At 40.7% G+C, this 25,186-nt stretch carries 18 protein-coding genes; 11 read left to right on the top strand and 7 right to left on the bottom strand.

Going from position 1 to position 25,186, the window contains the following annotated elements; all coding sequences use genetic code 11:
• Positions 1-119: 119 nt before the first annotated feature.
• Positions 120-2,276 (bottom strand): tetratricopeptide repeat protein, encoded by a 2,157-nt coding sequence (locus tag BCU57_RS02280; RefSeq protein WP_102439535.1) that lies wholly within the window; start codon positions 2,274-2,276, stop codon positions 120-122.
• A 153-nt stretch (positions 2,277-2,429) separates the two neighbouring features.
• Here BCU57_RS02280 and BCU57_RS02285 point away from each other — a divergent pair, with 153 nt between their 5' ends.
• The gene (locus tag BCU57_RS02285; RefSeq protein WP_102439536.1) at positions 2,430-4,235 is read left to right on the top strand and encodes a M61 family metallopeptidase; all 1,806 of its coding nucleotides are present in this window, start codon (positions 2,430-2,432) and stop codon (positions 4,233-4,235) included.
• Positions 4,236-4,364: 129 nt separating this feature from the next.
• On the opposite strand, the gene rdgC is transcribed toward BCU57_RS02285, so the two are convergent.
• On the bottom strand, positions 4,365-5,276 hold the full coding sequence (gene rdgC, locus BCU57_RS02290; RefSeq protein ID WP_102439550.1) for a recombination-associated protein RdgC: 912 nt from the start codon (positions 5,274-5,276) through the stop codon (positions 4,365-4,367).
• Between the two features lie 344 nt (positions 5,277-5,620).
• On the opposite strand from rdgC, the gene BCU57_RS02295 reads away from it, so the two are divergent.
• The 3 genes from BCU57_RS02295 (at position 5,621) to phoR (ending at position 9,004) form a co-directional block, all read left to right on the top strand.
• On the top strand, positions 5,621-6,580 hold the full coding sequence (locus BCU57_RS02295; protein ID WP_102439537.1) for a porin: 960 nt from the start codon (positions 5,621-5,623) through the stop codon (positions 6,578-6,580).
• A gap of 217 nt (positions 6,581-6,797) precedes the next feature.
• Complete coding sequence (gene phoB / locus BCU57_RS02300; protein ID WP_102439538.1) at positions 6,798-7,487, top strand: phosphate regulon transcriptional regulator PhoB; 690 nt, start codon at positions 6,798-6,800, stop codon at positions 7,485-7,487.
• Positions 7,488-7,708: 221 nt separating this feature from the next.
• Positions 7,709-9,004 carry a phosphate regulon sensor histidine kinase PhoR gene (gene phoR / locus BCU57_RS02305; protein WP_102439539.1) on the top strand — a complete coding sequence of 432 codons (1,296 nt, stop codon included), beginning with the start codon at positions 7,709-7,711 and terminating at the stop codon, positions 9,002-9,004.
• 168 nt (positions 9,005-9,172) lie between these two features.
• Here the strand turns inward: phoR and BCU57_RS02310 are convergent, their stop codons facing one another.
• Positions 9,173-9,964, bottom strand: a complete 792-nt coding sequence (locus BCU57_RS02310) for an MBL fold metallo-hydrolase (RefSeq protein WP_102439540.1) — start codon at positions 9,962-9,964, stop codon at positions 9,173-9,175.
• Between the two features lie 114 nt (positions 9,965-10,078).
• Between BCU57_RS02310 and BCU57_RS02315 the strand changes: the two genes are divergently transcribed.
• From BCU57_RS02315 to BCU57_RS02330, 4 genes are all read left to right on the top strand, one after another.
• Positions 10,079-11,044: a GlxA family transcriptional regulator gene (locus BCU57_RS02315; protein WP_102439541.1), complete on the top strand. Its 966-nt coding sequence runs from the start codon at positions 10,079-10,081 to the stop codon at positions 11,042-11,044.
• A 266-nt stretch (positions 11,045-11,310) separates the two neighbouring features.
• Positions 11,311-11,682 (top strand): hypothetical protein, encoded by a 372-nt coding sequence (locus BCU57_RS02320; RefSeq protein ID WP_102439542.1) that lies wholly within the window; start codon positions 11,311-11,313, stop codon positions 11,680-11,682.
• Positions 11,683-11,737: 55 nt separating this feature from the next.
• The gene (locus tag BCU57_RS02325; RefSeq protein ID WP_157936444.1) at positions 11,738-12,349 is read left to right on the top strand and encodes a metallophosphoesterase family protein; all 612 of its coding nucleotides are present in this window, start codon (positions 11,738-11,740) and stop codon (positions 12,347-12,349) included.
• A gap of 49 nt (positions 12,350-12,398) precedes the next feature.
• Positions 12,399-12,902, top strand: a complete 504-nt coding sequence (locus tag BCU57_RS02330; protein WP_102439544.1) for a hypothetical protein — start codon at positions 12,399-12,401, stop codon at positions 12,900-12,902.
• An 840-nt stretch (positions 12,903-13,742) separates the two neighbouring features.
• Here the strand turns inward: BCU57_RS02330 and BCU57_RS02335 are convergent.
• Positions 13,743-14,714: a transposase gene (locus BCU57_RS02335; protein ID WP_102435790.1), complete on the bottom strand. Its 972-nt coding sequence runs from the start codon at positions 14,712-14,714 to the stop codon at positions 13,743-13,745.
• A 226-nt stretch (positions 14,715-14,940) separates the two neighbouring features.
• Here BCU57_RS02335 and BCU57_RS02340 point away from each other — a divergent pair, with 226 nt between their 5' ends.
• Positions 14,941-15,312, top strand: a complete 372-nt coding sequence (locus tag BCU57_RS02340; protein WP_102435792.1) for a PKD domain-containing protein — start codon at positions 14,941-14,943, stop codon at positions 15,310-15,312.
• Positions 15,313-15,594: 282 nt separating this feature from the next.
• On the opposite strand, the gene BCU57_RS02345 is transcribed toward BCU57_RS02340, so the two are convergent.
• From BCU57_RS02345 to BCU57_RS02355, 3 genes are all read right to left on the bottom strand, one after another.
• Positions 15,595-17,943, bottom strand: coding sequence for a DUF1566 domain-containing protein (locus tag BCU57_RS02345; RefSeq protein WP_133126587.1), 2,349 nt, complete (start codon positions 17,941-17,943; stop codon positions 15,595-15,597).
• 307 nt (positions 17,944-18,250) lie between these two features.
• Positions 18,251-18,805, bottom strand: a complete 555-nt coding sequence (locus BCU57_RS02350) for a hypothetical protein (RefSeq protein WP_413211388.1) — start codon at positions 18,803-18,805, stop codon at positions 18,251-18,253.
• 99 nt (positions 18,806-18,904) lie between these two features.
• Positions 18,905-19,957, bottom strand: coding sequence for a hypothetical protein (locus BCU57_RS02355; RefSeq protein ID WP_102436793.1), 1,053 nt, complete (start codon positions 19,955-19,957; stop codon positions 18,905-18,907).
• Positions 19,958-21,517: 1,560 nt separating this feature from the next.
• Here BCU57_RS02355 and BCU57_RS02360 point away from each other — a divergent pair.
• Together BCU57_RS02360 and BCU57_RS02365 are read left to right on the top strand one after the other, a co-directional pair.
• Positions 21,518-22,489: a PstS family phosphate ABC transporter substrate-binding protein gene (locus BCU57_RS02360; protein ID WP_102440693.1), complete on the top strand. Its 972-nt coding sequence runs from the start codon at positions 21,518-21,520 to the stop codon at positions 22,487-22,489.
• A 153-nt stretch (positions 22,490-22,642) separates the two neighbouring features.
• Entirely contained in the window at positions 22,643-24,427 is a 1,785-nt protein-coding gene (locus BCU57_RS02365; protein WP_198589994.1) for a M1 family metallopeptidase, read from the top strand.
• Positions 24,428-25,186: the final 759 nt, after the last annotated feature.

Raw genomic sequence — 25,186 nt, forward strand, 5'->3', positions numbered from 1 at the left:
ATTAACTATATTGGATACAATACCACTAATTACTTGTTTACACACAATTTTTGTTTGCTTTTTTGATATATATCATTGACTTGTGTGTTATTTGAGCGTAAATCACGTGAGTTGTTAACTCAACCGGTTGGCCACTTAATATCGGCAGCTTGACGATTTGTTTCAGCCCTAATTATGCCTCTTTGCAGTGCATGGGTTAAATTTAAATACAAGGGTTTAAAAAATATCGCCGCAGGGGCAAAATTTAAGCTGCGAATACTGACATAGGTTTGATCCTCATTGAGGCTTTTTGCCGCCGCGAGGGCATATTGCACCGTTTCATATTGTAATTGTGCCGTTAATCTTACATCCGGATTGGCCAGTAATGGCAAGTTAACGTGGCCCATAATGGCGTGTAATGGCTGCTCACTAATATCTGAAAAATTAGGTATATTGCTTTTATTGGCAATGGTGATTGCAGCTAGCTGTGCTTGTAAGTTGGTTAATGTTTGCTGGGCTGATAACTCGTCTGAGAAACATAAGCCAAATTCACCCGGCTTGATGATGAACACTTCACAATGTAAATCCAGTTCTAATTGTTTACTAAGGGATACTGTAATTGCCTTATATTCAGATAAACCCAGATCAATATCAATATCAGCCAGGGCGCGTATATTCACTAAAGCCAGCGTTTTGGGTGAACGGGCACTTGAAAGTAAATTAATTAAGGCCTGGTAACCATTCAGTTGTGTCAGTGGTTCTTGTACGGATAACTGTCGTAAGGTTTGGCAGGTTTGTTTGGCACGATTTAATTTTTTTAGGCTGACAAACCATAAAAAGGCAAAGATAAATATCACCGCAAACAGGATTATAATAGCCTTTTGCTGGTCCTTGTTATCACCCATGTAGTGAGTGAGTTTTTGCTGTAAATTTCTAATTTCTAATTTGAATTTTTCTTCGTTTAAGCTTGAATGAACCATGTCATTGACTGGTGACTCTTGTTCACTTTGGCTAATGGCAACCATTTTATCCATTACCTCAAGGGTAGAGGAAATGTCATCCACTTTACGATAAGCAACGGAAAGGTATTCTAAGGCTTCTTTTTGGGCATCAATCAGTTGTTTTGATTCTGCTATCTCTAGCGCTGCCTCAGCATGTGTAATGGTTTGCTGCCATTGCTGCTGTTTTGAGCTTACCTGAGCAAACAATAACTCGTTATACACTAAGTAGTGTAATACCTTTCTGGCTTTAAAAATTTCATTGGCCATGGTCAAGTAATTGAGGGATGACTGATAATCATCTAAATAAAAGTAGGCTTCGCCGATATTATGAAAGTTAAGGGCTTGACCAATGAGATGACCATTTTGTTGATCAATTTGTTGGGCATTAAGGTAGTAATCAATAGCTTTATTCCATTGTTTTTGCATGCCATAAACCATGGCTATGACTGTCAGGGCCTTTGATTGGAAGGCTTGTTGTCCTAGCTGCTGAAAACTAATGGCGGCATTGTTGGCATTTTTTAGGGCTTCATCCCATTGGCCTAGATCTCGATATAATCGTGATAACTGAAATTGAGTGTGTGCATGTAGCACTGGGGTGTCTAATCGACTGGTAATACGAAATGCTTCGTTATAGTGCTGTAATGCCTTCGCCAGTTGCTGCTTATTAACATAGAACTTACCTAAAGCGGTTTCAGCTTGGGCAATGAAATAATCCACCCGCATTTGGTAGGCAAGGTCACGATACTGTTTGTAGTGATACATGGCTTGGGTATCTTGTTTTAGCAAGCTATTCATGATGCTTAAATAACCTTGTAACACAAATTTAAAGGTCATGGCTTCGCTGTCGTTGAGTGAGGCTATTTTGTTTAATGCCTCTTTGAACAGAATGATACTTTGCTGATATTGCTGATCCTCTCTTCCTCTTATTCTTCCTTCTAAGAGTAAAATTTTTGCTTCATCTAGCGGGCTAATAGCGATTGATTCAAGTTGCCTGGTTAATAAGCGGGCATGACTGACTTCATTAGGGGCTGTGATGGTTGATTGTAAATATAATCTTGCTAGGGTCGCTAAATCTCTTTGTAATTGCTTAGGTTGGTATTTTAACTCTTCAGCCAGTTGTTCAAATTGCTGGCGGTTGTTAAATGATAATGGGAAGTTGGTTTTTTTCTGCAGTTGCTCAAACAACTGAACTGGGCGTTCATTAAACTCAATTTCAGCTTCGATAAAGGTATCCGCAACAACAGGAAAGGCCGACAGTAATATTAAGCTGAGTAAACCACTGATGAGTTTTCGCATGAAGAATGAGCAACCTTATTATAATTTTTGTAAGCTTTTATTGTTACTAGGTGAGTGAACTCACTGTACTTGTTATACTGCGCGCCTTAAGGGAAGAAATTTAATTACAAGTCCTTAAAAACATAACAAGAATAATAACAGAAGGAATCGAGAGTGAAAGCCAAAAAATTGACTATTTTATCTGCCAGCTTACTTTTTAGCGCCAGCAGCCTTGCCCAAGTTAGTTACCAAATCGATTTGACTCAGCCACAGCACCATTTAGCCCAAGTGAATGTTAGTTTCCCTACATCTTCAGCTGAGAATTTAACGGTCAATTTACCCGTTTGGCGTACGGGAAAATATGCAGTGCTGCCGTTAGCTGATGGGGTTCGCTCATTTACAGCAACAGATGAACAGGGCCAAGCGTTACCATGGCAGCGTACTGAGACGGGGGAATGGCAAGTGAATTTGTCAAAACCGACTGCAGTTAATGTCAGCTATCAGTTGTATGCCAATGATTTAGGTACTCGAGTGCGTCATATTGATAGCTCACATGCTTATATCGATGCCAGTGGGGTGTTTATGTATAGCCCAGAGTTTCGTGATGACAATGTGTTGGTTTCAATGAATGTGCCCCAAGGCTGGAACAGTTATTCAGGTATGGCACAGGGCAGCAAAGCCCATTCATTTATTGCTGATAACTATGATGTGTTAATTGACTCGCCAATTGAAACCGGTGAAAACGCCCATTATCGCTTTACAGCTGACGGTCGTGAATATGAACTGGTTTTTTGGGGTGAAGGTAATTACGATGCTCAGCAAATCGTTACAGATTTAACCAAAATCAGCAGCCAAGCTGAGGTGATTTGGGATGACTACCCGTTTGAGCGTTATGTGTATATGGTGCATGCCACCAGTGGCGCACGAGGCGCCACTGAGCATTTAAATTCAACCATTATTCAATTGCCACGCTTTAACTTTAGAGAACGTAAAGATTACCTGCGCTTTATCAGCACAGCATCTCACGAGTTTATCCATACTTGGAATGTCAAAGCTTATCGCCCACAGGGCCTAGTGCCTTATGATTACCAAAATGCCAGCATGACAGAGTTATTATGGATGGCTGAAGGCTCAACCAGTTATTTTCAAAATCAGTTATTATTGCGAGCCGATGTCATTACCCCGAAAGAGTTTTTTGCCGATTTAGCCAAACGGATAAATAACAACCTGCATAAACCGGGTCGTGAAATACAATCGGTTGCGCAAGCCAGTTTAAATGAGTGGACCAATACTGGCGGTGATTATGCCATTAACCATGGGGTCAATATCTATTCTGAAGGCTACTTGGCGTCGTTGTCACTGGATTTTAATTTATTGAAAGACACCCAGTTAGCGCATTCGTATCGTGATGTTCATCGTCAATTATACCGTGACCATAAACTGCCTAAAGGCTATAGCGTTGATGATGTAAAAGGTATTTTAAAGACGCTGGCAGGTAAAGATTATCAGCCTTGGTGGCAGCAGCATATTACCCAGCCATTCAGCTTAGATTTTGATACCTTACTGGCACAAGCGGGTTTAGCGATATCCTATGGCAAAGAGCCAAAGTCGACTGTTTACAGCGGTATGACGTTATCGGGTCAGCATGATGATTTAACACTATCCCATGTCAGCCGTAACAGCCCTGCATGGTTGGCGGGTATTGTTGCTGGCGATGAAGTGGTAGCCATTAACGGTTTAAAAGTCACTGCCGCGGGCTTTAAAAAGCGCTTAGAAGATTTCAGCCCGCAAGACACCATTAACGTAAGCCTGTTTAATAACGACACCTTAAAGCAGCTTGAGTTAACCTTAGATGAGCAACCTAAAGGTGAGCTAGCCATAATCGGTGTTGATTCACCAACGGCTGCACAAAAGGCCTTTCTTAAAGCTTGGTTAGGCATTGACTGGCCATTTGATGAGCAAGGTGAGTTTGCTAAATAAGCTAGTAAATTAATAGTTTTAATCAATTTTTTGATTAAAAGCATAGAAAGTTGCTACAAAAAAGCCCAATAGAAATAAATTCTGTTGGGCTTTTAAATTTGATTAAACCACTAAAGTGAAGTTACAAATTTAGATATTTTCTTCAATAGGCCCTAATGCCTGTTTCATCGCATTAATAAATGCGACTAGCTCGCCGCCCATTAATGCAAAATCGGCATCCAGTTTCGCCAAGGGATCTTCTGTGCCCACATCATCGGTAGCAGCTCTAAATTCTTCAGAGAACTTAAGGCGCTTAACGCTGGCATCAGACTGTAATAAAAACGCAATCGACTTAGCAAAATGCAATGACAGTTTATGTACTTGTTTGCCGGTCGCTAAATGGGCTAATACTTCATCTTCTTGCAGTACTTGCTGCTTAAAGCGCACAATGCCGCCTTCATCTGAATCAGACTTAAGCTCAGCTTCATCTTGCATTTCAAAAGGTTGTGGTGATGCGCCGTTTCTTAACCATTCGGTTAACGTGGTTTCAACTGGCGTAGTAAAGTGCAGCGGCACAACCGGTAGGCTGCCTAAGGCTTTGCGTAATAAAGCTAATAATTCTTCAGCTTTAGTGGCGCTTGAGCTGTCCACTAAAATCATTTCTAACTCAGGCATGATTAACGCATGGGTTTGACTACGACGAGAAAAAGCACGAGGCAATAGCGTCATGGTTATTTCTTCTTTCATCGCATCTTTTTCTTTCTTGGTCACTTTGCGGCTTTCTTGATCTTCTATTAACGCTACTTTTTCATCAAGCGCTTCTTTGATCACTTGGCCAGGCAGGATCTTTTCTTCTTTAGTGACACAAATTAAATGACGGTTTTCAGCGCTGTGAACTAACGCTTGGCCTTTTTTGCCCAATGCATTTGAAAAGCCAAACTTACTGATGTCTTGGCTTGAGCATGGCGAAAAGGTGAAGTCAGCTAATGCTGTTTCAAGTGCCTCTGTATCGGTACTGAAAGGCTTATTAAAACGATATAGGGTGAGATTTTTAAACCACATGAAAGACACTCTTCGAAAATTAAAAATGCAGTTTACGGTATCGTGGCGCTGGGGTAAACCATCATTCCCAATCTGCATGATTGTCGCTATGGCAGAATTCATCAAATTGTCATAAATCACTTTTAATTGATATTTTCCTTACTTTTCAGCGTGTTGATTGTCTTGTTTTGTAATTGAATTAGTTTGTTCTAAATAAAAGTCCTGTTTTGAAATATTTCTGCAACAAAAGGTGTGCAATATTCGCCTCGTTCCCAAGCTATTAGGTAGCAGGTTTCTGCTCGTTCCAACTGATTAGCTGCACAGAAAAAGGTGTAAAACACCAACTATTAAGTCTAAAGGATGAAATGATGAACACTTTTTATAAAACGCTAGTTGCTTCTGCTATTGCTGCTGCCACGCTTTCAACCGCTCAAGCGGCAGAGCCACTTGAAATTTACGGTAAGCTCAATGTTTCAATTCAATCAAATGATGACGGTTCAGGTTCAGAAACACGAGTGCAAAGCAATGCATCACGATTTGGTGTGAAAGGCGCTTTCGAATTAAATAGTTCTTTAGAAGCGTTTTATACTATCGAATATGAAGTGGCAACTGACTCAGACAGCTCAAACAACTTCAAAGCCCGTAATCAGTTTGTTGGCCTAAAAGGCGACTTTGGTTCATTCGCGGTGGGCCGTAACGACACTATGCTGAAAAAGTCGCAGGGCAAAGTCGACCAGTTTGGTGATTACTCAGGCGATTTGAAAAACTTATTTGCTGGTGAAAACCGTATAGCAGAAACCGCAACTTACTTAACGCCTAAGTTTGGTGACTTCCAAGCGGGCGTGACTTACGCTGCATCAGGTGACAGTAAGCAAGCAGATGAGGATGGTTTCAGTATCGCTGCAATGTACGGTGACTCAGGGCTGAAGAAAACCCCAATTTATGCATCGGTTGCCTATGATGCTGAAGTTGCAGGTTATGATATTGTTCGTGGTACAGTACAAGGTAAAGTCGCAGGTTTTGTACTTGGCGGTATGTACCAACAAGAAGAAAAAGTCGATAGCGGTGATAGCAAAGATGGCTACTTACTCAGCGCTGCTTATAAAATTGACAGCGTGACCCTAAAAGCCCAATACCAAGACATGGAAGATAAAGGCGATTCATGGTCAATTGGCGCAGATTACTCACTAGGTAAGCCAACGAAGTTATTTGCTTTCTACACTGACCGTACTTCAATGGGTACAGTGGAAGATGCAGATGGTAATGATATGGATATCTCAATCGACGAAAGTTACTTTGCTGTAGGTATCGAACACAAGTTCTAAGTATCGCTTTATTAAAAGCGGTTTAACCGAAAATGTGTGATACATAACAAAGGAGGCATATCGCCTCCTTTGTGTTTTTCAATACATTAATTATGGCGTAGCGTGATAGATTTATGACAAAAATATGATTTTAATTCCATTTAGGGCCTTGAGATCATATTTCTGTAATAAAACTGACCAATAATACTAACGCGGCAAACTACTCACAGATAATATTATGACAGCTAAGATTTTAATTGTAGAAGATGAGTCAGCCATTCGAGAAATGCTGACATTTGTTATGGAACAACACGGCTTTACTACAACGGCTGCTGAAGATTTTGATTCAGCAATAGACCTACTGCAAGAACCTTATCCAGATCTGATTTTATTAGACTGGATGTTCCCAGGTGGAAGTGGAATACAATTAGCTAAGCGTTTAAAGCAAGATGAGTTTACTCGTCAAATTCCTATCATCATGTTAACCGCTCGCGGTGAAGAAGAAGATAAGGTTAAGGGATTAGAAGTCGGTGCAGATGATTACATTACTAAACCGTTTTCACCAAAAGAGTTAGTGGCACGTATTAAGGCTGTGTTACGCCGTAGTGCGCCAACACGACTTGAAGAGCTTATCGATGTGCAAGGGTTACAATTAGATCCGGTAAGCCATCGTGTCTCTGTTGGTGAGTCAGTGCTAGAAATGGGCCCAACCGAGTTTAGGTTACTGCACTTTTTCATGACTCACCCTGAACGTGTCTATAGCCGTGAACAGCTATTAGACAATGTGTGGGGCACCAACGTCTATGTTGAAGATCGCACTGTCGATGTCCATATACGCCGCTTACGCAAAGCCGTTGAAGACTCAGGCCATGATAAACTGATTCAAACCGTTCGCGGTGCGGGATATCGTTTTTCAACCAGAATGTAATTACTCACTATCAGCCAAAGCCTAATATACTGTTGTATTTCACTTTTGTTGTTTAGGTAAATGTAAATATTGTTATTTATTTACAGTAATTTAAGTGTAATTCAACGGCTTGGCTATAGTCAGTAACATGGTTTTAAGTTATCTTGTGAACCATTATTTTTCGACCGACAATACGGTAAAAAATCTGCTTAAGATTTTTTACCATCATAATTAGGCCGCTTATGTTTCGAGCTTACTCAGGGTCCAGACTTCTCCTTCGCCTTGTGGGGATCTTGTTGATTTTTGCCATCATAGGCATGATCATCAATCAAGTTTATATGAGTATTATTGTCGGTTGTATTGCCCTTTTAGGCTGGCATTACCGCCAAATTACCCGCTTAAATTACTGGCTTTGGAAAGACCGCAAACTCACTCCACCTCAAGGCACTGGCAGTTGGGAAGGTATTTTCAATGGCATATACCGCCTGCAAGGTAAAAATCGTCGCCGAGTTGGCCAGTTAGCGTCAATTTTAGGCCGCTTTAGGCAAGGTGCTGAAGCCTTACCAGATGCTGCGGTCGTACTTGATTCTGAACTCAATATTTTATGGTGTAACAAACTGGCGCAACTGCTGCTGGGTTTTGTTTGGCCCCAAGATAGCGGTCAACGCATTGATAACCTCATCCGTCATCCTGATTTTTCGGCCTACCTTAAGTCTGGTAAATTTAACGAGCCATTAGAGCTACCCTCACCACTATCGGATCAACGCTTATTAGAAATACGCTTAATGAGCTATGGCGACAGACAGATGCTACTGATTGCCCGTGATATTACCCGCATTAATCAGTTAGAGGGTATGCGCAAAGAGTTTGTTGCTAATGTATCCCATGAGCTAAAAACCCCGCTTACCGTACTGCAAGGTTATCTTGAGATCATGCAAAGCATGGAAGAGCCTGACAGCATGAACCATAAGCCACTTAAATTGATGCAGCAGCAAACTAGGCGAATGCAATCAATGGTGGAGCAGTTATTAGTGTTATCGCGTATTGAAGATGGGGCTGATATTGATTTAGAAAAAACCATCAATATGCAGGTCATGTTGGATATTTTAAAAGATGAAGCCTCGGCATTGGCAATGGATCAATACCAGCTTGAGTTCATTTGTGAGGATAATTTAAATTGTCACGGTAACGAAGTGCAATTGCGAAGCGCCTGTACTAACTTGATTTCAAATGCGATTCGTTACACAGAGCCAGGCGGCAAAATTACCATTCGCTGGGAGTTAGTCCCAAGCGGCGCTAAATTTAGCGTAACCGATACCGGCCTTGGGATAGCGCCACATCATATAAGCCGCTTAACCGAACGTTTTTATCGGGTTGATAATGCCCGCTCCAGTAAAACTGGTGGTAGTGGTTTAGGGCTAGCGATTGTAAAGCATGCGCTTAATCATCATTACAGTGAGTTGCACATTACCAGTGAGTTAGAAAAGGGCAGTTGTTTTAGCTTTATTATTCCAGCACATTTGGTGATTAAGGGGTAATGACTTTCCCCTAAATTTTTAGCATTAAAAAAGCAGACATCAATGTCTGCTTTTTTGTTTGTGTGACTTGTTGTGATAGCTGGTAAATTGCTGGTTCTGACAAGCTTTTGGACAAAAATCATTTAGATTATTTACTTAAATCGAGAGTCATCGGATTAGTTCAGGTATCTAAAACTCCAAGGTCTCACCATCAGCAGGAATAAGGACTTTATCTGACAAACCGTTTTTATCAATTGCTTCTTTAAGAATTGGTCGAGTCACTGCACAGTGATTGAGTGCCTCCATATGGTTCGCAACCACCTTATTAGGGGAAAGGCGAATAAACTCCATGACCTCATCAATAGACATCAATAACGGTTGACCAACGTCCATACGAGCACGACCTGCCGCGACTACTGTGATATCAGGTTTCAACTCAGTCAACGCTCGTTTTACATCATCGGTTAGAACTGTATCACCGCTAATGTAAATAGAAGGCTCATTGGGGAGCGCCAAGAAAAATCCAACACCATTAGCCATTACCTTGTGAATCCATCCATGGCCGTGCAAAGCCGGAACCGCGGTGAGCTTTCCGTCTAGAAAGTCGATAGTTTGCCAGTCTTCAATTCCCCAATTTACCGTTAAGTCGTATTTTTCTAGGTAAGCCTTATCTTTGGCTGGTGTCGCAACTGGGATATTACGACTTGTTAAAAACGTCTCACCTGCCGGTTCTAGGTGATCTCCATGTTGTAATGCCTTGATACCAAGTGTTTGACTGTGAGTAATTAAGGTATGAGTAACCTTGTTTAGTAGCTCATCGGCATTACTTGGCATCTCAACGGTTGGATTTTTCGCGGCCTTAGCCTTAATGACTGAAAACGGAGGCATAGAGCCTTTTTTCCCCAACATAGGATCAATAAGGATAAATGTTTCGCCAGATTCAATGATAAAAGTTGCGCTACGTAGGTGGTGGATCTTCATAATGCCTCTCTAAACTCACTAAGAAGTCATGTTCTCTATACGATTTAGTATGCTACTTTCCGACTTCTTATGATACTGTCTTGAAAGTCAACGTTCGCGCAAATCGAGACACTCATGAACAAATCAAGCGAGTTAATTAAAATTACTATGATAGCCTTCGAAGGCATCAGTGCTTTTCATCTCTCTGTGCCCTGTCTGGTGTTTCAAGATATCTTTTTCGGTCAGCCGGTTCGGTTTAACTTGAGGACCTGTAGCGAAAACAGCTTGCGGTTTGAAACAAGCTCTGGATTTGGTGTGGTGGTCGATAGCGATCTAAGTGCTACCCAAGAAGCCGATATTATAATTATTCCAAGCTGGCCAAATGACCTGCCAGAGCCAAGTGAGCGACTTCTAGAGGCGTTAATAGATCATCATGATAAAGGGAAGTTGCTGGTAGGGCTCTGCCTTGGTTCTTATGTTCTCGCGTGTGCTGGCGTTCTCGATGGCAAACGAGCCACAAGCCACTGGGCATTTACCGAACAATTTCAGCAGCAATTTCCTAAGGTGAATTTTGACCCAAACCCTCTATTTGTTGAACATGAGACTATCATCACCTCTGCTGGAGTAGCAGCTTCACTCGATTGCTGTCTGCACATAGTGCGCCGTTTGTGTGGTAGTGAGCTTGCGAATGATCTCGCTCGTAAGATGGTGACTGCACCATCTCGTAATGGTGGGCAGCAACAATACATACCAGCACCAGTCAACATAAAACCCCTCACAGAGACAAGTATTAACCTTGTGATTGAGCAGGTTGAGCAGAGTCTCAATCAGTCTCATTCACTAGATGAACTCGCTGAGCGCTGTGCGATGAGTAAACGTACCTTTACACGCCAGTTTAAATCCACCTATGGTTGTACATTTGGTGAATGGCTGCAAAATCGACGTTTGGTGTTTAGCCAACGTCTATTAGAAACCACGAAACTATCGATACCTCAAGTTGCAGAGCAAGCGGGTTTTGGCTCTGACAGTGTATTTAGAAAGCACTTTAAATCTGCTTTTCATGTATCGCCGGTTCAGTGGCGCACGACTTTCAAGCAATAGAATTCATTTCATTGAGGGCATTTTTGCGTTACATGCTACCGCCAGCATACCTTTGGACAGAAATGTGTTAGAACATTGACTCTAAATTAGGAAGTTCAGATTAGGAAATGTATGACGATGGTAGTCCTTATCGCCCATTCCTATGCCTTTTTTTTATCTTAACGGAACAACAATTTATACTCTCAGTGTCAAGTTGACGCCTGGGCATATTGACACTGTCGCAATTGTTATGTAACCTTAATTCAAATCACAAAGGAGTACATCTCATGTCTAGTCAAGTTACCAACTATTTACATCGTTCGTTCATCGCTTTATTTGAAGAGCAAGATGGCCAAGATATTTGGTCGTGCATAAAAGATCCAACTAACATCGTTAGAATGGAAACCGCGATATATCTAGGCAAAACGCCCTTGGAGTCCATTACTCCGGAGCTCTTAAAGCTTGATATTTTTAAACCTGATAGTGGGCAAGATGTCCAACGTCAAAATCGATTCAAACAGTTAACAGGTTCTCTTGTTAAGTATATGCTTTGCAATAAACTTGATAAGTATCAGCTCAATGACAACAAGACCAAGTTGAGAGCAAGTGAAGACCGTCAGCAAATATTTTCAGCGGCATCTACTTACAAAGCTAAGTAACCAAGTCTGATCACACTTAGTAAGTTTGGTGAAGTAGTAATTCGGAGGGGGAATTTTGAGAATTTTGCATGTGACTGACTTACATTTTCACAAGGTTCAATGCGAGTGGGTGGCAAAGCAATCCAATGAAGCCGATGTGCTGTGCATTACTGGTGACTTTCTTGATGATAGGCTTGAGTGCTCAACCACATTAGCAGCTCAAGTGACATGGTTACGAAAGTGGCTAAGTCAAATCCCTATCCCTGTATTTGTTTGCAGTGGTAATCACGACAATCCGTTAGATGATGAATCGGACGCTGACCATGACTGGCTTAACTCAATTCCTAATATCCTTGGTGACAATAGTCAATTTAAGCTAAATGGCGTTAAGTTTGGTTGTATCCCTTACCAATGTGAAAACATAGAGCGCTTCAGTGATTGTGCCGTTTTATTGCATCATGAGCCACCATCAGGTCTAAAAACAGCACTACAAGACCGTGTTGATTGGGGTTCAGAAGATTTAAAATCTTGTCTCAGGCTCGGTGCCATAACGCCACGATGGTTATTGTGCGGCCATGTGCATAGGCCACTAAAGAATGTGTCAAAATATCGATCTAGTATAGTGTCTAATCCTGGCTCCAATAGACATCTAGACACTCCAAATCACCACTGGATTAATATTTTGTAACGGATTAATTTTCAATAAAAATTTGAATTACCAAAAAAGAGAGATTTCAATGAAAGAAAAAGAATTCAATTACCAATTTTGTGGCTTTTCTGTTGTTATCAGAAATGGTAAGGGACGTGCTAAGTTTGGGAAAGATGTTGTTTTCGACACTAGTGGGGAGTCGCACGAGAAGATTAAGTCTGAGTTAGAAAACCAGATTGTTGATCACCGAATTAGTTTACTTACGCCCTTCATATCTGAGTTTGATATCGACACAAAAGTATTGCTTGGGTTAATCCAAATCCCAGCTGTCTTCGCAGAGAGATTGATTCATCAAATGCATCAATATGCCAACAATTGGGGTATGGACGTTAATGTACGATTTGGTTTGCTTGGTATGCTCGCGGAAGGTAAGCCAGGCTTCCCTAACTACCAAATCGAAACGTCTGATTCGAGTAAGAAAGAAACTTTTAAGTTTAGTGGTGAACACTATGGCTATGAGCTTTTTGAAGAAGGTCATATTACGCCTCCAATGAGCACAAACCACTTACGAGCTATTTGGTGCTTGCAGTAGCAATATCTCCAAGCCAGCACGAGTTGTTGTGTAGTTGCATAGTAAACCAGGCCATTCTATTGGAGGTGATAATATTTTTTTGAGGGGGAATGCTACAGGCTTTACCTCAAAATATACCAACTTTAAACTCACTTTGGGGCATAAACGAGTTACCAGCACCAGCTTTAAACTTCATTTATATTAGATTAGTAACAGCAGGCCATCACTTCAATCTAACCAATTGCCTGCCGCAGGCTTATGTGCAAGCACGACTGTGACACGCTGCAAGTTCGTCCCTGAAAGCTCGGCCATGACGTCCTTGTCATGGACGGTCACAGCCGCGCTTACACCGGAATTTTCATCTCTTCGATTTAGCTTTTTATATTGCAACAAGTAAAAGCCAAATATCAAAAGCTAGACAATCTATAAATCTAAGAAAGTAAAAGACTAAAACTCAATTTGAATTGAGGACGTTGAAGAAAATAGCGTGATGCTCACATGGATGTGAGCATAGCTTTCGAGGTGCAGGATCACTCCTTAGCATCCATGCCACCGTGACATTTGTAAATCCATTTACTTCAGACTCACCATCGGAAGCGTTAGCATTTTAAAACAAATAAGACAGCCATTGTTAATCAATAACATAACGACCTTTGCAACGATGTACAAGTGAACACGCTTCATTAAGTAGCCTGTGCCGTTTGGTGGTGGGCTTGGAAGGTTGATAATGATGATATTTGGGCGTTTTCGGCTTAATTTACCGTTTTTAAGCCGTCATTTTGCAACCATCCAAGGATGATGGTTATTGAGTGTTTAACTTTGGTGATATCGGTTCAGAGGGAAACAGTTGAATGCATCAGCTTAATGAAAATACTGGCAGCTTGTAGCGAAATACCGTCGTCGCTTTTGTAGATGCTCACAGTATTGAGTCAGCTCTTGCAGTGAACCTACTGGGCCATGAAATAACTGCCCAAACTCGGTAGTGATTTTAAGCCAGTTTTGTTGTGGGATATTAAGCCTTGTGAGTAATTTAGCGGTGCTTTGGCTGATAGCGCCGCGCTTATCATCACGAATTACTCGGCCTGTATCATCCACTAACTCAAGGTAATCCTGTAATGAAAATGCGATGCCTTTGGGTTGGTTAGCGCGTTCATTGCCTATAAATGGCAGCAAGGTTTTAGGTTGTTCACCTTTAATTGCCGCTTTTATCCGCTGTTGAATACTGGTGTAGTCTGATTGCTCTGGTGTGGCGGCCATATTGGCGCGTATCGGATTTAAGTCTACATACGCCATACAGGCTAAAACTGCGGCTTCATCGAGTAAAGCTTGAGATTTAAACCTGCCCTCCCAGAAACGACCTGAACAGTTATCTTCTTGATTGGCTTGTCTGGCAATAGGTTCATTTAAGCAGCGCATAAACCATGAGATATCACATAAGCGACTTCTGTAGATGGCGATGGTGTGCTTTAACCTTGTCACCTCGTGAGGTTCAATGAGCTGACCTTTAGCAAACTTTTGGGTTAACCCGTCCCCTTTAAACAACTTATGCCATTGCTCAATGACATCACGGTCACTCCAGTTATTTACCGTTTCAATATCAATGTGTAACACCACATGCAGATGATTAGACATCACCGCATAAGCCGTCACATCAATGGCAAAAACGTCTGTCAGTTCAAGAATAAGTGATTCAACCCAACCCCGTCTGTGGTCATAGTTGTTACCTGTGTATTTATCATCACCACATAAGAAAGCGCGGCGAACCACGCGACTACAGCAATGATAATAAGACGTGTCTTCTAGGCTAATTTGGCTTCTACGAGGGCGCGGCATCATAACCTCCTTGTTTAATGCTTAACCAAAGCCTAGTAGAAGGTGGGCAGGTTTGCCATTAACAATGGGTGGCACTTTATTTTTCAACGCCTATTAACCTGGCTAAAGTCTGGCGAGCAAGACTACTGGCATATTTGGCAAAACATCATCTCAAGTTACCGACCTCAATCCCCAACAAGTGGGTGGTTGACTGGCTAGCGAAGTCGTTAATGTAACGGTCGAAAATGTGCCTTTATCATTTGATATTAGCTTTAGTGGAAACACTGAGCTAAATGAAGGTGAGAACACCGTTATCACTGCGGCTATTGCTAATGAACCTGCAGGTTTAACCTATAGCTGGACACAAGTTTCAGGCGCTCAAACTGATTTTACTGCAACGGGTCTTGTGCTAAATCTGACAACACCAGAAGTTTCAGTAGATCAAGCATTAGTGTTTGAACTTGTTGTGAGTGACGGGGAAGAAGAAACAAGTGCTTCTGTCAGTATCAATGTGGCAAACACGTTAGATGATGGTTGGAGCGAAAACTATAGCGCGGGCAGTTTAGGAGCTGGGCTTCTATTATTATTGCCACTGCTATGGCGTCGCCGTCAGTCTTAATGACGTTAAATAATGTCAGTTAGATTATAGTGCTAATAGCTTGAATTAAGCTTAAGTTCGCTATCAGACCTTAAAAGCCAGTAATACGAAGTTTACTTTGTATTACTGGCTTTTTTATCTTCCCTTTAAATTTGAATAGCTTGTCTAAATATTCTAAATCATCATCAACTGTACTGGTCAAATTCAAACAACCTGTCGGGTTAATCACTTCTCTATATTATGTTAAGTCGATAACAACAGCCTTTCTGTAAAACACAATAATAAGTCGATTCAGTAATGCTTTTACTTGGTGTTTTTAGGCGGTCCAGTAGGTGCCTCATCTGCCGTGATGTAACCATCTTTATTTTTATCAAAATGATTAAAGCGCTTTGTGCCAGCTTTAAACTCTGAAGCCGATACTTTTGCATCGCCATCTTTATCAAATCGATTAATAAATTTATTACTTTGAGTACTGCTTTTGATTTTGTTGTTTTGTTTTTGAGTCGTTGAACCCGTCAGGTTACTTGCCCTTGCATATTCGTTAATATATTCAGTCAGAGGCTGCTCATATGTTTGGGCCGCTAAAACGACATTGCCATCTCGTACACTGCGTACATAATTCTCAACTCGAATAAAATCGCCTTGTGGCCCACGAGACATCGGTGCACCTGTTTTAGGGTCGCTGCGCTGAGAACCCGCGCCATGAACATCCATTGTTATGCCACGCATTTCACCTAAGGCTTTACCAAAGGCCACATAAACCGCTGCAGATTCTGGCACTGGCCCATCAAGATGAGTTGTTGAACTCCAGTAATAAGGATAATCTTTTTCGCCAGATTCATTCTTTATCGAAGATGTGTAAAAAATCGGGTCGATTGCCGCTGAATTAGAGGTTTCAGGTGAGCGGGTATAATCCACGATGCTTTGTAACTCTTTTGCATCTGGTAAACGCCAATCGCTATGGCCAGCTAAAGTTAGATCCTCAGAATATTGCAGTGCTTGTTGCCAATTCAAACCTTTGTTACTGTCTGTCTGTTGCCAAGTTAAACCAGTCGCCAAATCAGTGGTGGTACCATCCTTATTGTCAATGAAGTTGTTTTTACCATAGGCTTTATTTCCCCTCACAAACCTAAAGTACATTTTATTCGGCGTTTTAGTGCGTGGATTAAACTTTGGGTAACCTTTAATACGGCCATCAACAAAATTCACCCCAAAAACCGTATCATCACTTTTCATTGTTTTGCCGACATACTCGGTACTCGACCATGTTTGGGCATCAATCTCTCGTTCTCCAGCTTTAGTATTACCAAGAGGTTGATTGAAGAAACTGGTGTCGATGAAAGGGGTGAGCGCTTTTTCTCCTTTAACGCTGCCTGTAAATTGAATGAGAGAATAGAGCTCTTTAATGGTGGGAATTCGCCAGTCACCATAACCTGCTAATTTTAGAGTGTTTATTTTTAAAAGTGCTTCATCATAACTCAGTTTATCCCCCATCTGTTTTTGCCAGATTAAACCAGTGACATTATCGGTGATAGTGCCATTGTTATTGTCGGTGTAAGAAGGAGGGTTAGTGCTATAACTGGCATCTTGACCATAAAAATCATTGGCATTGTCTGGTAATGGTATTACTGCATTGTTGCTGTAGGATTTTCTTTGTCCGGTATCGACGATTGGGTAACTAGCTATCTTTTGTGATGTTTTGACTATGCTTTCCTTCACTGCAGTATTAACGGCCATAAGATCTTCACTGAAAATGACATTACCACTATAATTTTTATGAATTTCTTTTAAGCTCGCTTCAGCATCAACTTCCCCCGCAGTAAAATGGGTGTAGACCAGATTTTTGACATTAGCTTTTTGGGCAAGTGTACTGGAGTCGTTTAAATTAAGGTGAGCACGATTTTTTTTATTACCGCTCTTTTTATTTTTGTTGTTCGAACCTTTATTTATGCTTTGATCATTAGATTTTTTGTTTTTATTCCGTCCACCTATCATTACCATTCCGCCAGAATCGATAATCATATAATCTGCATTGCTCGCGAAGGTGGGCAGTGCTTCTGAATAAGTCAGATCTCCAGTAATGACAATCGATTGGCCATTGTAATCGAAGCGGTAAGCAACAGTATGAATGGTGTGTGGAACTTGAAGCGTGGTGACCTGTATATCACCGACCTTAAAGGATTCTCCGCCTTGTATATCTGTAACATCAAAAGCCTTGATACGATCGGCAAGGTTTCTCTTAGTTTTGCCTAGTCGATATGTAATATCAGCTTCATACAAATCCAAATTTGTTTCCGTGAGTTTCTTCGTATTGGGTGGACCAACAATGGTGAAGTTATTTCGCCCTAGTAACAGACGAATTAACATGGGTACAAATTCTTCATTATGATCAAGATGATGATGGGTAATAAGTAGGCTAGATAAATGACGAATATCAACGCCGAGTTTAGACAAATTAGCTTGAGTGCCATTACCCATATCAACCAATATATGAGTGTTTCCGGCAGAGATTAACGTACTCGCGCTCGCACGGTTTTCATTATAGATAGGCGAACCAGAACCAATAATAGTGGCCGTTAATTGATCTGCTGCATGAGCAGTAGCAGCTAGCAATGAACTGAACATAAAAAAACCAAATATTATCTTTTTCATAGAAACCTTTTTATGTCTATTGGATGCTATCAACAACGAAAATAGGGTAAATCAAGTCGTCATTATTGTTGCTTGGATATTTAAAATACCAATAAAAAAACCAACAAAAATAAAATTTACTTAACTTTAATAACTTTACATAACGGGCTTTAGTTTATAGTTTTATCCACATAAAGGTATCTCGATGCTGTTAAACGCTAAGGAATGTAGCGCTGTGATTAGGGTGAATTGATGTTAATACAGACATATTAAAGGTAAAGCTGGGGCAGGGGTTTAACTCAGAAATGTAAAAATGTATTGCTTCGTTTTATGTGGAGAAATACGCTAAATAGTTTGAAGTCGTGGCCACTAATACATAGCCACCCATTATTTTGCATATCTGACACTGACTAGCATGAAGAGCTTTTACTTTAGAGGAAAGGGCCGTATCACGAATTATGCGCGAGGTAATAATATCCTCTCGGTCTGGAGCCTCAATATCAGATGGAATAAAAATAAATTCTTCATCGAGGTATGGAGACCAATCATATTCTTTCGATTCCTTAACTTGTTGAGCCCACCAAGCATAATCACCATCATCTTTACCAAAAAGATTAAAGTACCCTTTGCCAGGTTCTAAAGTTGAACGATTTATGATAATTCCAGTAATCCCTGGCTTATTGTTTATTTCAGTCCAATCAGCTAAAGAAGTGAGCCCTTGTGGCTTTAAGCTTTCACCCCACTTCTCTCTCATTTGAGTTAGACCAAGTAAATCATGGCATTCTTTGTAACCAACATAGGTCTCTGGCCGTCCAGGAACTGCTGTTTGGATTTTTTCGACCAGTAAAGAAAGTAAATTTTTTCCTAGAGAATCTAAATGCATACTTTATCTCGATGTTTGATTGGCCCTAGCGCTTTGCTAAGCGGCTAAAAATCTGGCTATAATGGCTAGGAACGAGCACAACCAGCTGTTTGTGTCCGTTTAAGCAACTTGTGATGAATTTTTACTCTCAAGCATTAAAACTCGTTTTTCTAATTTTTTAATTTCATCGAAGTTTTGCTTCAAGACTTTTATTTCAGGTTCTTCTGCATGGTCATCATCAGTAAAAAAATCTACTTCGCCACCTTTTTCAACAAAGTCGATTAGATTTCTTACTGACTTCTCTAGTACTTTAACTTTCTCACCGTCTCCGTTAGCTTCAATATTTAACTTGATGGAGATCTCTTTAGTGATTTTTTCTAAACCTTCTTTTTTCTCTTTATCAGCTTCTTTTGCTAAATCAATTTCTAACTTTTGATTATTCAATTTTAGGGATTTAATTTCTTCAACTTTTTTTCTTATTGTTAGTACCCGGTCAGCAACCTTTAGCGCAGAAAGAATAATCGTGCTTGCCGTAGTAGCTATTGCAACTGCAACCGCTAGTTCAATAATTATTGATCCTTTGCTTGCTCCAACAACTTTTATATCTTCGGGGGCACTGTCATGTGCCATAGCTATACCGCGACCAATTTCCCACCAAGAATTACCAAGTTTTTTGAAGTCTGTAACATTATCCATTCCAACTTCATTTTGGAAATGTACCCTCATAACAACACTTCCCTTTTCTATATCGTCTTCTTCTGGGATTGTTATTAATGGCATTAATGCAGCTTTTATTTGATCTGATTTTTGAATTGCTGCGTTTATTTCTTGAGTTATTTTAGTCACTTCGGCAGCTGCGGTAGCAATATCAAGTGAATTTTTATACAAGATACTCTCGATCCGATCAACACCCTCGTCACCAATATTTTGAGTTATATTTAAGTGCTCAAGCATATCTTCTTGTTGATAGGTTAATCCACTTGTATCTATGACCTTAATCGTATCAATAAGATCATGTTTCTGGATTTCAAACGGTTGCTTAGGTTGATTATTTCTGGCACTAACATTTTGCTGAATCCCTGCTTGTAAGGCTTGGTACTTGGGGGAAATTTTAGGCTTTTTTATATTTTCGTCAATCCAAACTGACAGTTGCAATAACTCTGATATTTGCACAATACTTCCTTAAATTCATAACAGCTAACTTATCCAGTATCTCGGATAAATCTCTAATTATAATTAATTTTGCATCTAACTTATCACGTAACTTATTGATGTAAAGTGACTAATACCTACTTTTGTTGACCCGCATTAGGGTTAATCACTCCGCAAAATTGATCAAGAACATTTATCGGGTCCATTATCACTCAAAATAGTAAACTTAAATAATTGAAAAATATGAGTTAAATTTTTAACCTAAAATTTATCGATGCCAATTTTGTTGATTTTTTCTTCGATAAGAATGGCAAACAGTTAGATTCCCCTTATAACTGTATTTTTGCCAGTACTGCTGCGATTTGGAGGAAGTATGTTGTAGCAGAATTTATTGACACTGTTATTGATATTAGAAGTGATGGTTTAGATTGGTTTCTAGCAAACTTTGGGGCATAAACGAGTTACCAGCACCAGCTTTAAACTTCATTTATATTAGATCAGTAACAGCAGGCCATCACTTCAATCTAACCAATTGCCTGCCGCAGGCTTATGTGCAAGCACGACTGTGACACGCTGCAAGTTCGTCCCTGAAAGCTCGGCCATGACGTCCTTGTCATGGACGGTCACAGCCGCGCTTACACCGGAATTTTCATCTCTTCGATTTAGCTTTTTATATTGCAACAAGTAAAAGCCAAATATCAAAAGCTAGACAATCTATAAATCTAAGAAAGTAAAAGACTAAAACTCAATTTGAATTGAGGACGTTGAAGAAAATAGCGTGATGCTCACATGGATGTGAGCATAGCTTTCGAGGTGCAGGATCACTCCTTAGCATCCATGCCACCGTGACATTTGTAAATCCATTTACTTCAGACTCACCATCGGAAGCGTTAGCATTTTCACTCTTTATAATAAACAGGGGCCGAAGTTAGCAACAAACGAAGTTAAAAGCTGGATAAATCCCCATCGAAAATCATGCGCTTTTCAGCATTTTTCGTTAGGGGCGGCGGGGCCTAATTCATTAATAAAGAGTATGGAGGGTAATGCTGTTGATACCCTTTTGGTTGGGTGTGGGTGGAAAACCCACGACGTTAATCCAAACGGAGTTTGGAAATACAAAAAAGGCATCAACAGTCTAATTTGGGTGCGGACTAGGTATCACGACTTTGAATTGTTCATAATAACCGATTCTTTAAGCCACAATAATGCTTCTTTAAAATGGTCAGTATCAAATAACTTACATGAAGCGGGTTTTATAAGGTCTTGCGGATGCGTCTGTAAACTATTTGCTGGTCTTTATTGCAACAAAGCCTAACTTGTTAGGTAAAAACTGCAGGCTTAATAAATAACTCATAGTCAAAATTAGCTGTATTAAGCAATTTAAATAAACTGATTTTCAGCTAATACCATGATTTTTAACTGCTTAAGGTTGCCATTAATTAGCTTTGGAACGTGTTTGGTGTGATTGTTAAAAGTGTTAATTGTCATACTGCTGTCACATTAGCGTCATAGACTTGTCATCATCGTCATTGATACTGAGCCTGTCTTAAATAACAACGCTTATAATACCGGAGCACAAAAATGAAACTTAAACAGCTAGTTGGCGCTATCGCCTTTTCTGCAGCTGGTGTATTTTCAGCTACATCTATGGCAGCCATTGATAAAACATTACCTGTGTACGAAAAAACCAGTGGTGTTTCAGGTAACTTGTCATCAGTGGGTTCAGATACTTTAGCTAATATGATGACCTTATGGGCTGAAGATTTTAAACATATTTACCCTAACGTAAATATCCAAATTCAAGCTGCTGGTTCTTCTACTGCGCCGCCAGCATTAACTGAAGGTACTTCTCAGTTCGGCCCAATGAGCCGTCAAATGAAGCCAAACGAAATTGAAGCATTTGAAAAGCATTACGGTTACGCGCCGACAGCTATTCGTGTAGCCATTGATGCATTAGCGGTATTTGTGCATAAAGATAACCCAATTGAAGGGCTAAGCATCGAGCAAATCGATTCAATCTTCTCATCAACTAAAAAGTGTGGTGGTGATGATGTAACGCGTTGGGGCGATGTTGGGCTAGAAGGTAACTGGGCTAAGAAAGACGTGCAATTATATGGTCGTAACTCAGTATCAGGTACTTACGGTTACTTCAAAAAGAAAGCACTTTGTAAAGGTGACTTTAGACCAAACGTTAATGAGCAACCAGGTTCAGCATCAGTGGTTCAATCAGTTTCTCAAGGTCTTAATGCTATCGGTTATTCTGGTATCGGTTACAAAACTGCAGGTGTTAAAGCGGTAGCGCTTTCAAAGAAAGGCACTAAATACATCGCAGCAACTGCAGGTAATGCAGCGAATGGGACTTACCCATTATCACGTTACTTATACGTTTACATTAACAAGCACCCTAACAATGACTTATCACCAATGGATCGTGAGTTCATCCGTTACGTGTTATCGCTGCAGGGTCAGCAAATTGTTGAGAAAGATGGCTATGTTCCACTACCACGTAGTGTTGTAGCAAAAGATTTACAAAAAGCAGGTATTAAGCTGTAAGCTAAACTGCTTCTTTTTAAAAAGCCTCTTTTTAAGAGGCTTTTTTATTTCAAATAGTGAGCGTTAAGTTTACTAGATACACAGTGATACTCGATGAAAAGCGGCCATTGGTATACAGTACTCATTAGAACTTTTGGAGTAATGGATATCAAAATGCGCAAGCTTTGGGACAATAATCGTGATTATCATTCAGTGGCAAATACTGATCAGATAAAAGTGCATCATTTACAGTTAAACTTAGATGTTGATTTTGATAAGCAGCAATTAGTCGCTCAAGCGACACTGCAATTTAATCGCTGTGAAGACTGTAATGAATTAGTGCTAGATGGCCGGGATTTGATTATCGATACCATTACCGATAATAGTGGTCGCTTGCTTGAATTTAGTATTGAGCATATCAATGAGCGACAAGGCGAGAAGATTATCATTGCAGTAGGTGATGACATCAACCAAGTGACCATCAGTTATCGTACCTCCCCAAAGGCGCAAGGGCTGCAATGGCTGACGCCTGAGCAAACCTTAGGTAAACAAGTCCCTTATCTTTTTAGCCAATCTCAACCGGTTAATGCCCGCAGTTGGATCCCTTTGCAAGATACTCCCAAAGCGCGTATTACTTTTTCAGCTGCCGTTAAGGTCAATAACGGTTTACGGGCAGTGATGAGCGCGGCAAATAGTGACATTATGCCCGCTGATGGCGTGTTCCAGTTTGAGATGGAAAAGCCCATTCCGACCCATTTACTAGCACTGGCAGTAGGAGATTTAGCTTACGGGGCCATTAGTGACCGCTGCGGTATTTATACCGAACCTGCGATGCTAGCCAAAGCGTTGGCTGAGTTTGAAGATACCGAGGAGATGATATTAGCGGCTGAGTCCTTGCTTGGCCCATATCCATGGGATCGCTATGACATGATAGTGTTACCGCCGAGCTTTCCCTTTGGCGGCATGGAAAATCCACGACTGGCTTTTATTACTCCTACCTTGATAGCGGGCGATAAAAGCTTAGTGTCTACCGTAGCCCATGAGTTAGCTCACTCATGGACGGGCAACTTAGTCAGCAATGCCACATGGCGAGATTTATGGCTCAATGAAGGCTTTACCACTTACTTTACTAATCGTTTAGTGGAAAAAATCTATGGCAAAGAGCAAGCGGAGCTTGAGTGGGTTATTGAGTTTGGCCGCCTTAAAGAAGAAATGATCTCCATGCCATTAGCTGCGCAAACATTGCCGGCTAATGTGCAGCAACAAGATGCCAATGACGCTTTTAATCGCTTTACCTATGACAAGGCATCAATGTTTGTCCATGAACTTGAAGCGCGCTTAGGCCGTAACGATTTTGATCAATTCTTATTTGATTATGTGCAGCATTTTAAGTTTCAAGCTATTACCACTGAAACCTTTATTGAATATGCCAAGCAAACCTTGCTTGTGCAGTATCCCGAGGCCATCAGTGAATCAGAGTTGATGACTTGGGTATACGGTGAAGGATTACCCCAATGGTTTGTTGGGCCGACATCCACAAGCTTAGATAAAGTGGATTTGGCATTGCAGCAATTAAAGCTGGGCGACAGTGCGGCTAAATTGAATGTGGCTGGTTGGCGAGTGCATCATTGGCAGTATTTTATCAAACAGCTACCGCTGCAACTCACGCAGCTACAACTTACCGATCTTGATAGCGTGTTTGGCTTCTCGGGTTCACAAAATGCTGAGCTTGCCTGCGACTGGTACAGTGTAGCCATCCGCAATAACTATGAGATAGTGCTGCCAAAGGTTGCAGCCTTTTTAGGTCATATTGGCCGAGCAAAGTTTGTTAAGCCGCTTTATAACGAGTTATTAATTGCCGGGTATGAGCAACAGGCTTTAGCGATATTTCAGCAGGCAAGGGCAGGTTATCATCCTTCACTGCAAGTACAACTTGATGCACTGATGCAGCAGCTTTGAAGCTCGGCGCTATTGATTAACAATGGCTAAAAAAATGGCAACCCAGTGGGCTGCCAGAAGTATTACTTTGCGGGTTTTGCTAATAATGCGCTAGCGTATTAACAATGCCCTAAATGGAGGATGATGATGAACAATGAAACCGGGTAAAACATAATTCGGTTAGCGATAATGTCATTTAGATATTCAGTCACTGTGATGAAGAGTTTGTGAACATCGCCTTAAAAGCACATTACCTCGTTGCTACAGTTACTCAGAGTGGCTCATTTCAAAAAAGTTCATTACCGCGGTAAATTATTTTAAAGTTTTTTTGGCTAGCTGGTTTGATTGGATTTTATTACTGCAATTTAGCTGTTTAATCAGTCAGCTTGTTCCAGCTTTTGCTCATAGCTCTAATCAAAGAAAATAAACTTGGCGCAAAAAAAATGGCAACCCAGTGGGCTGCCAGAAGTATTACTTTGCGGGTTTTGCTAATAATGCGCTAGCGTATTAACAATGCCCTAAATGGAGGATGATGATGAACAATGAAACCGGGTAAAACATAATTCGGTTAGCGATAATGTCATTTAGATATTCAGTCACTGTGATGAAGAGTTTGTGAACATCGCCTTAAAAGCACATTACCTCGTTGCTACAGTTACTCAGAGTGACTCATTTCAAAAAAGTTCATTACCGCGGTAAATTATTTTAAAATTTTTTTGGCTAGCTGGTTTGATTGGATTTTATTACTGCAATTTAGCGGTTTAATCAGTCAGCTTGTTC

The sequence above is a fragment of the Shewanella sp. 10N.286.48.B5 genome (genome assembly GCF_002874355.2).
Lineage (GTDB): Bacteria > Pseudomonadota > Gammaproteobacteria > Enterobacterales > Shewanellaceae > Shewanella.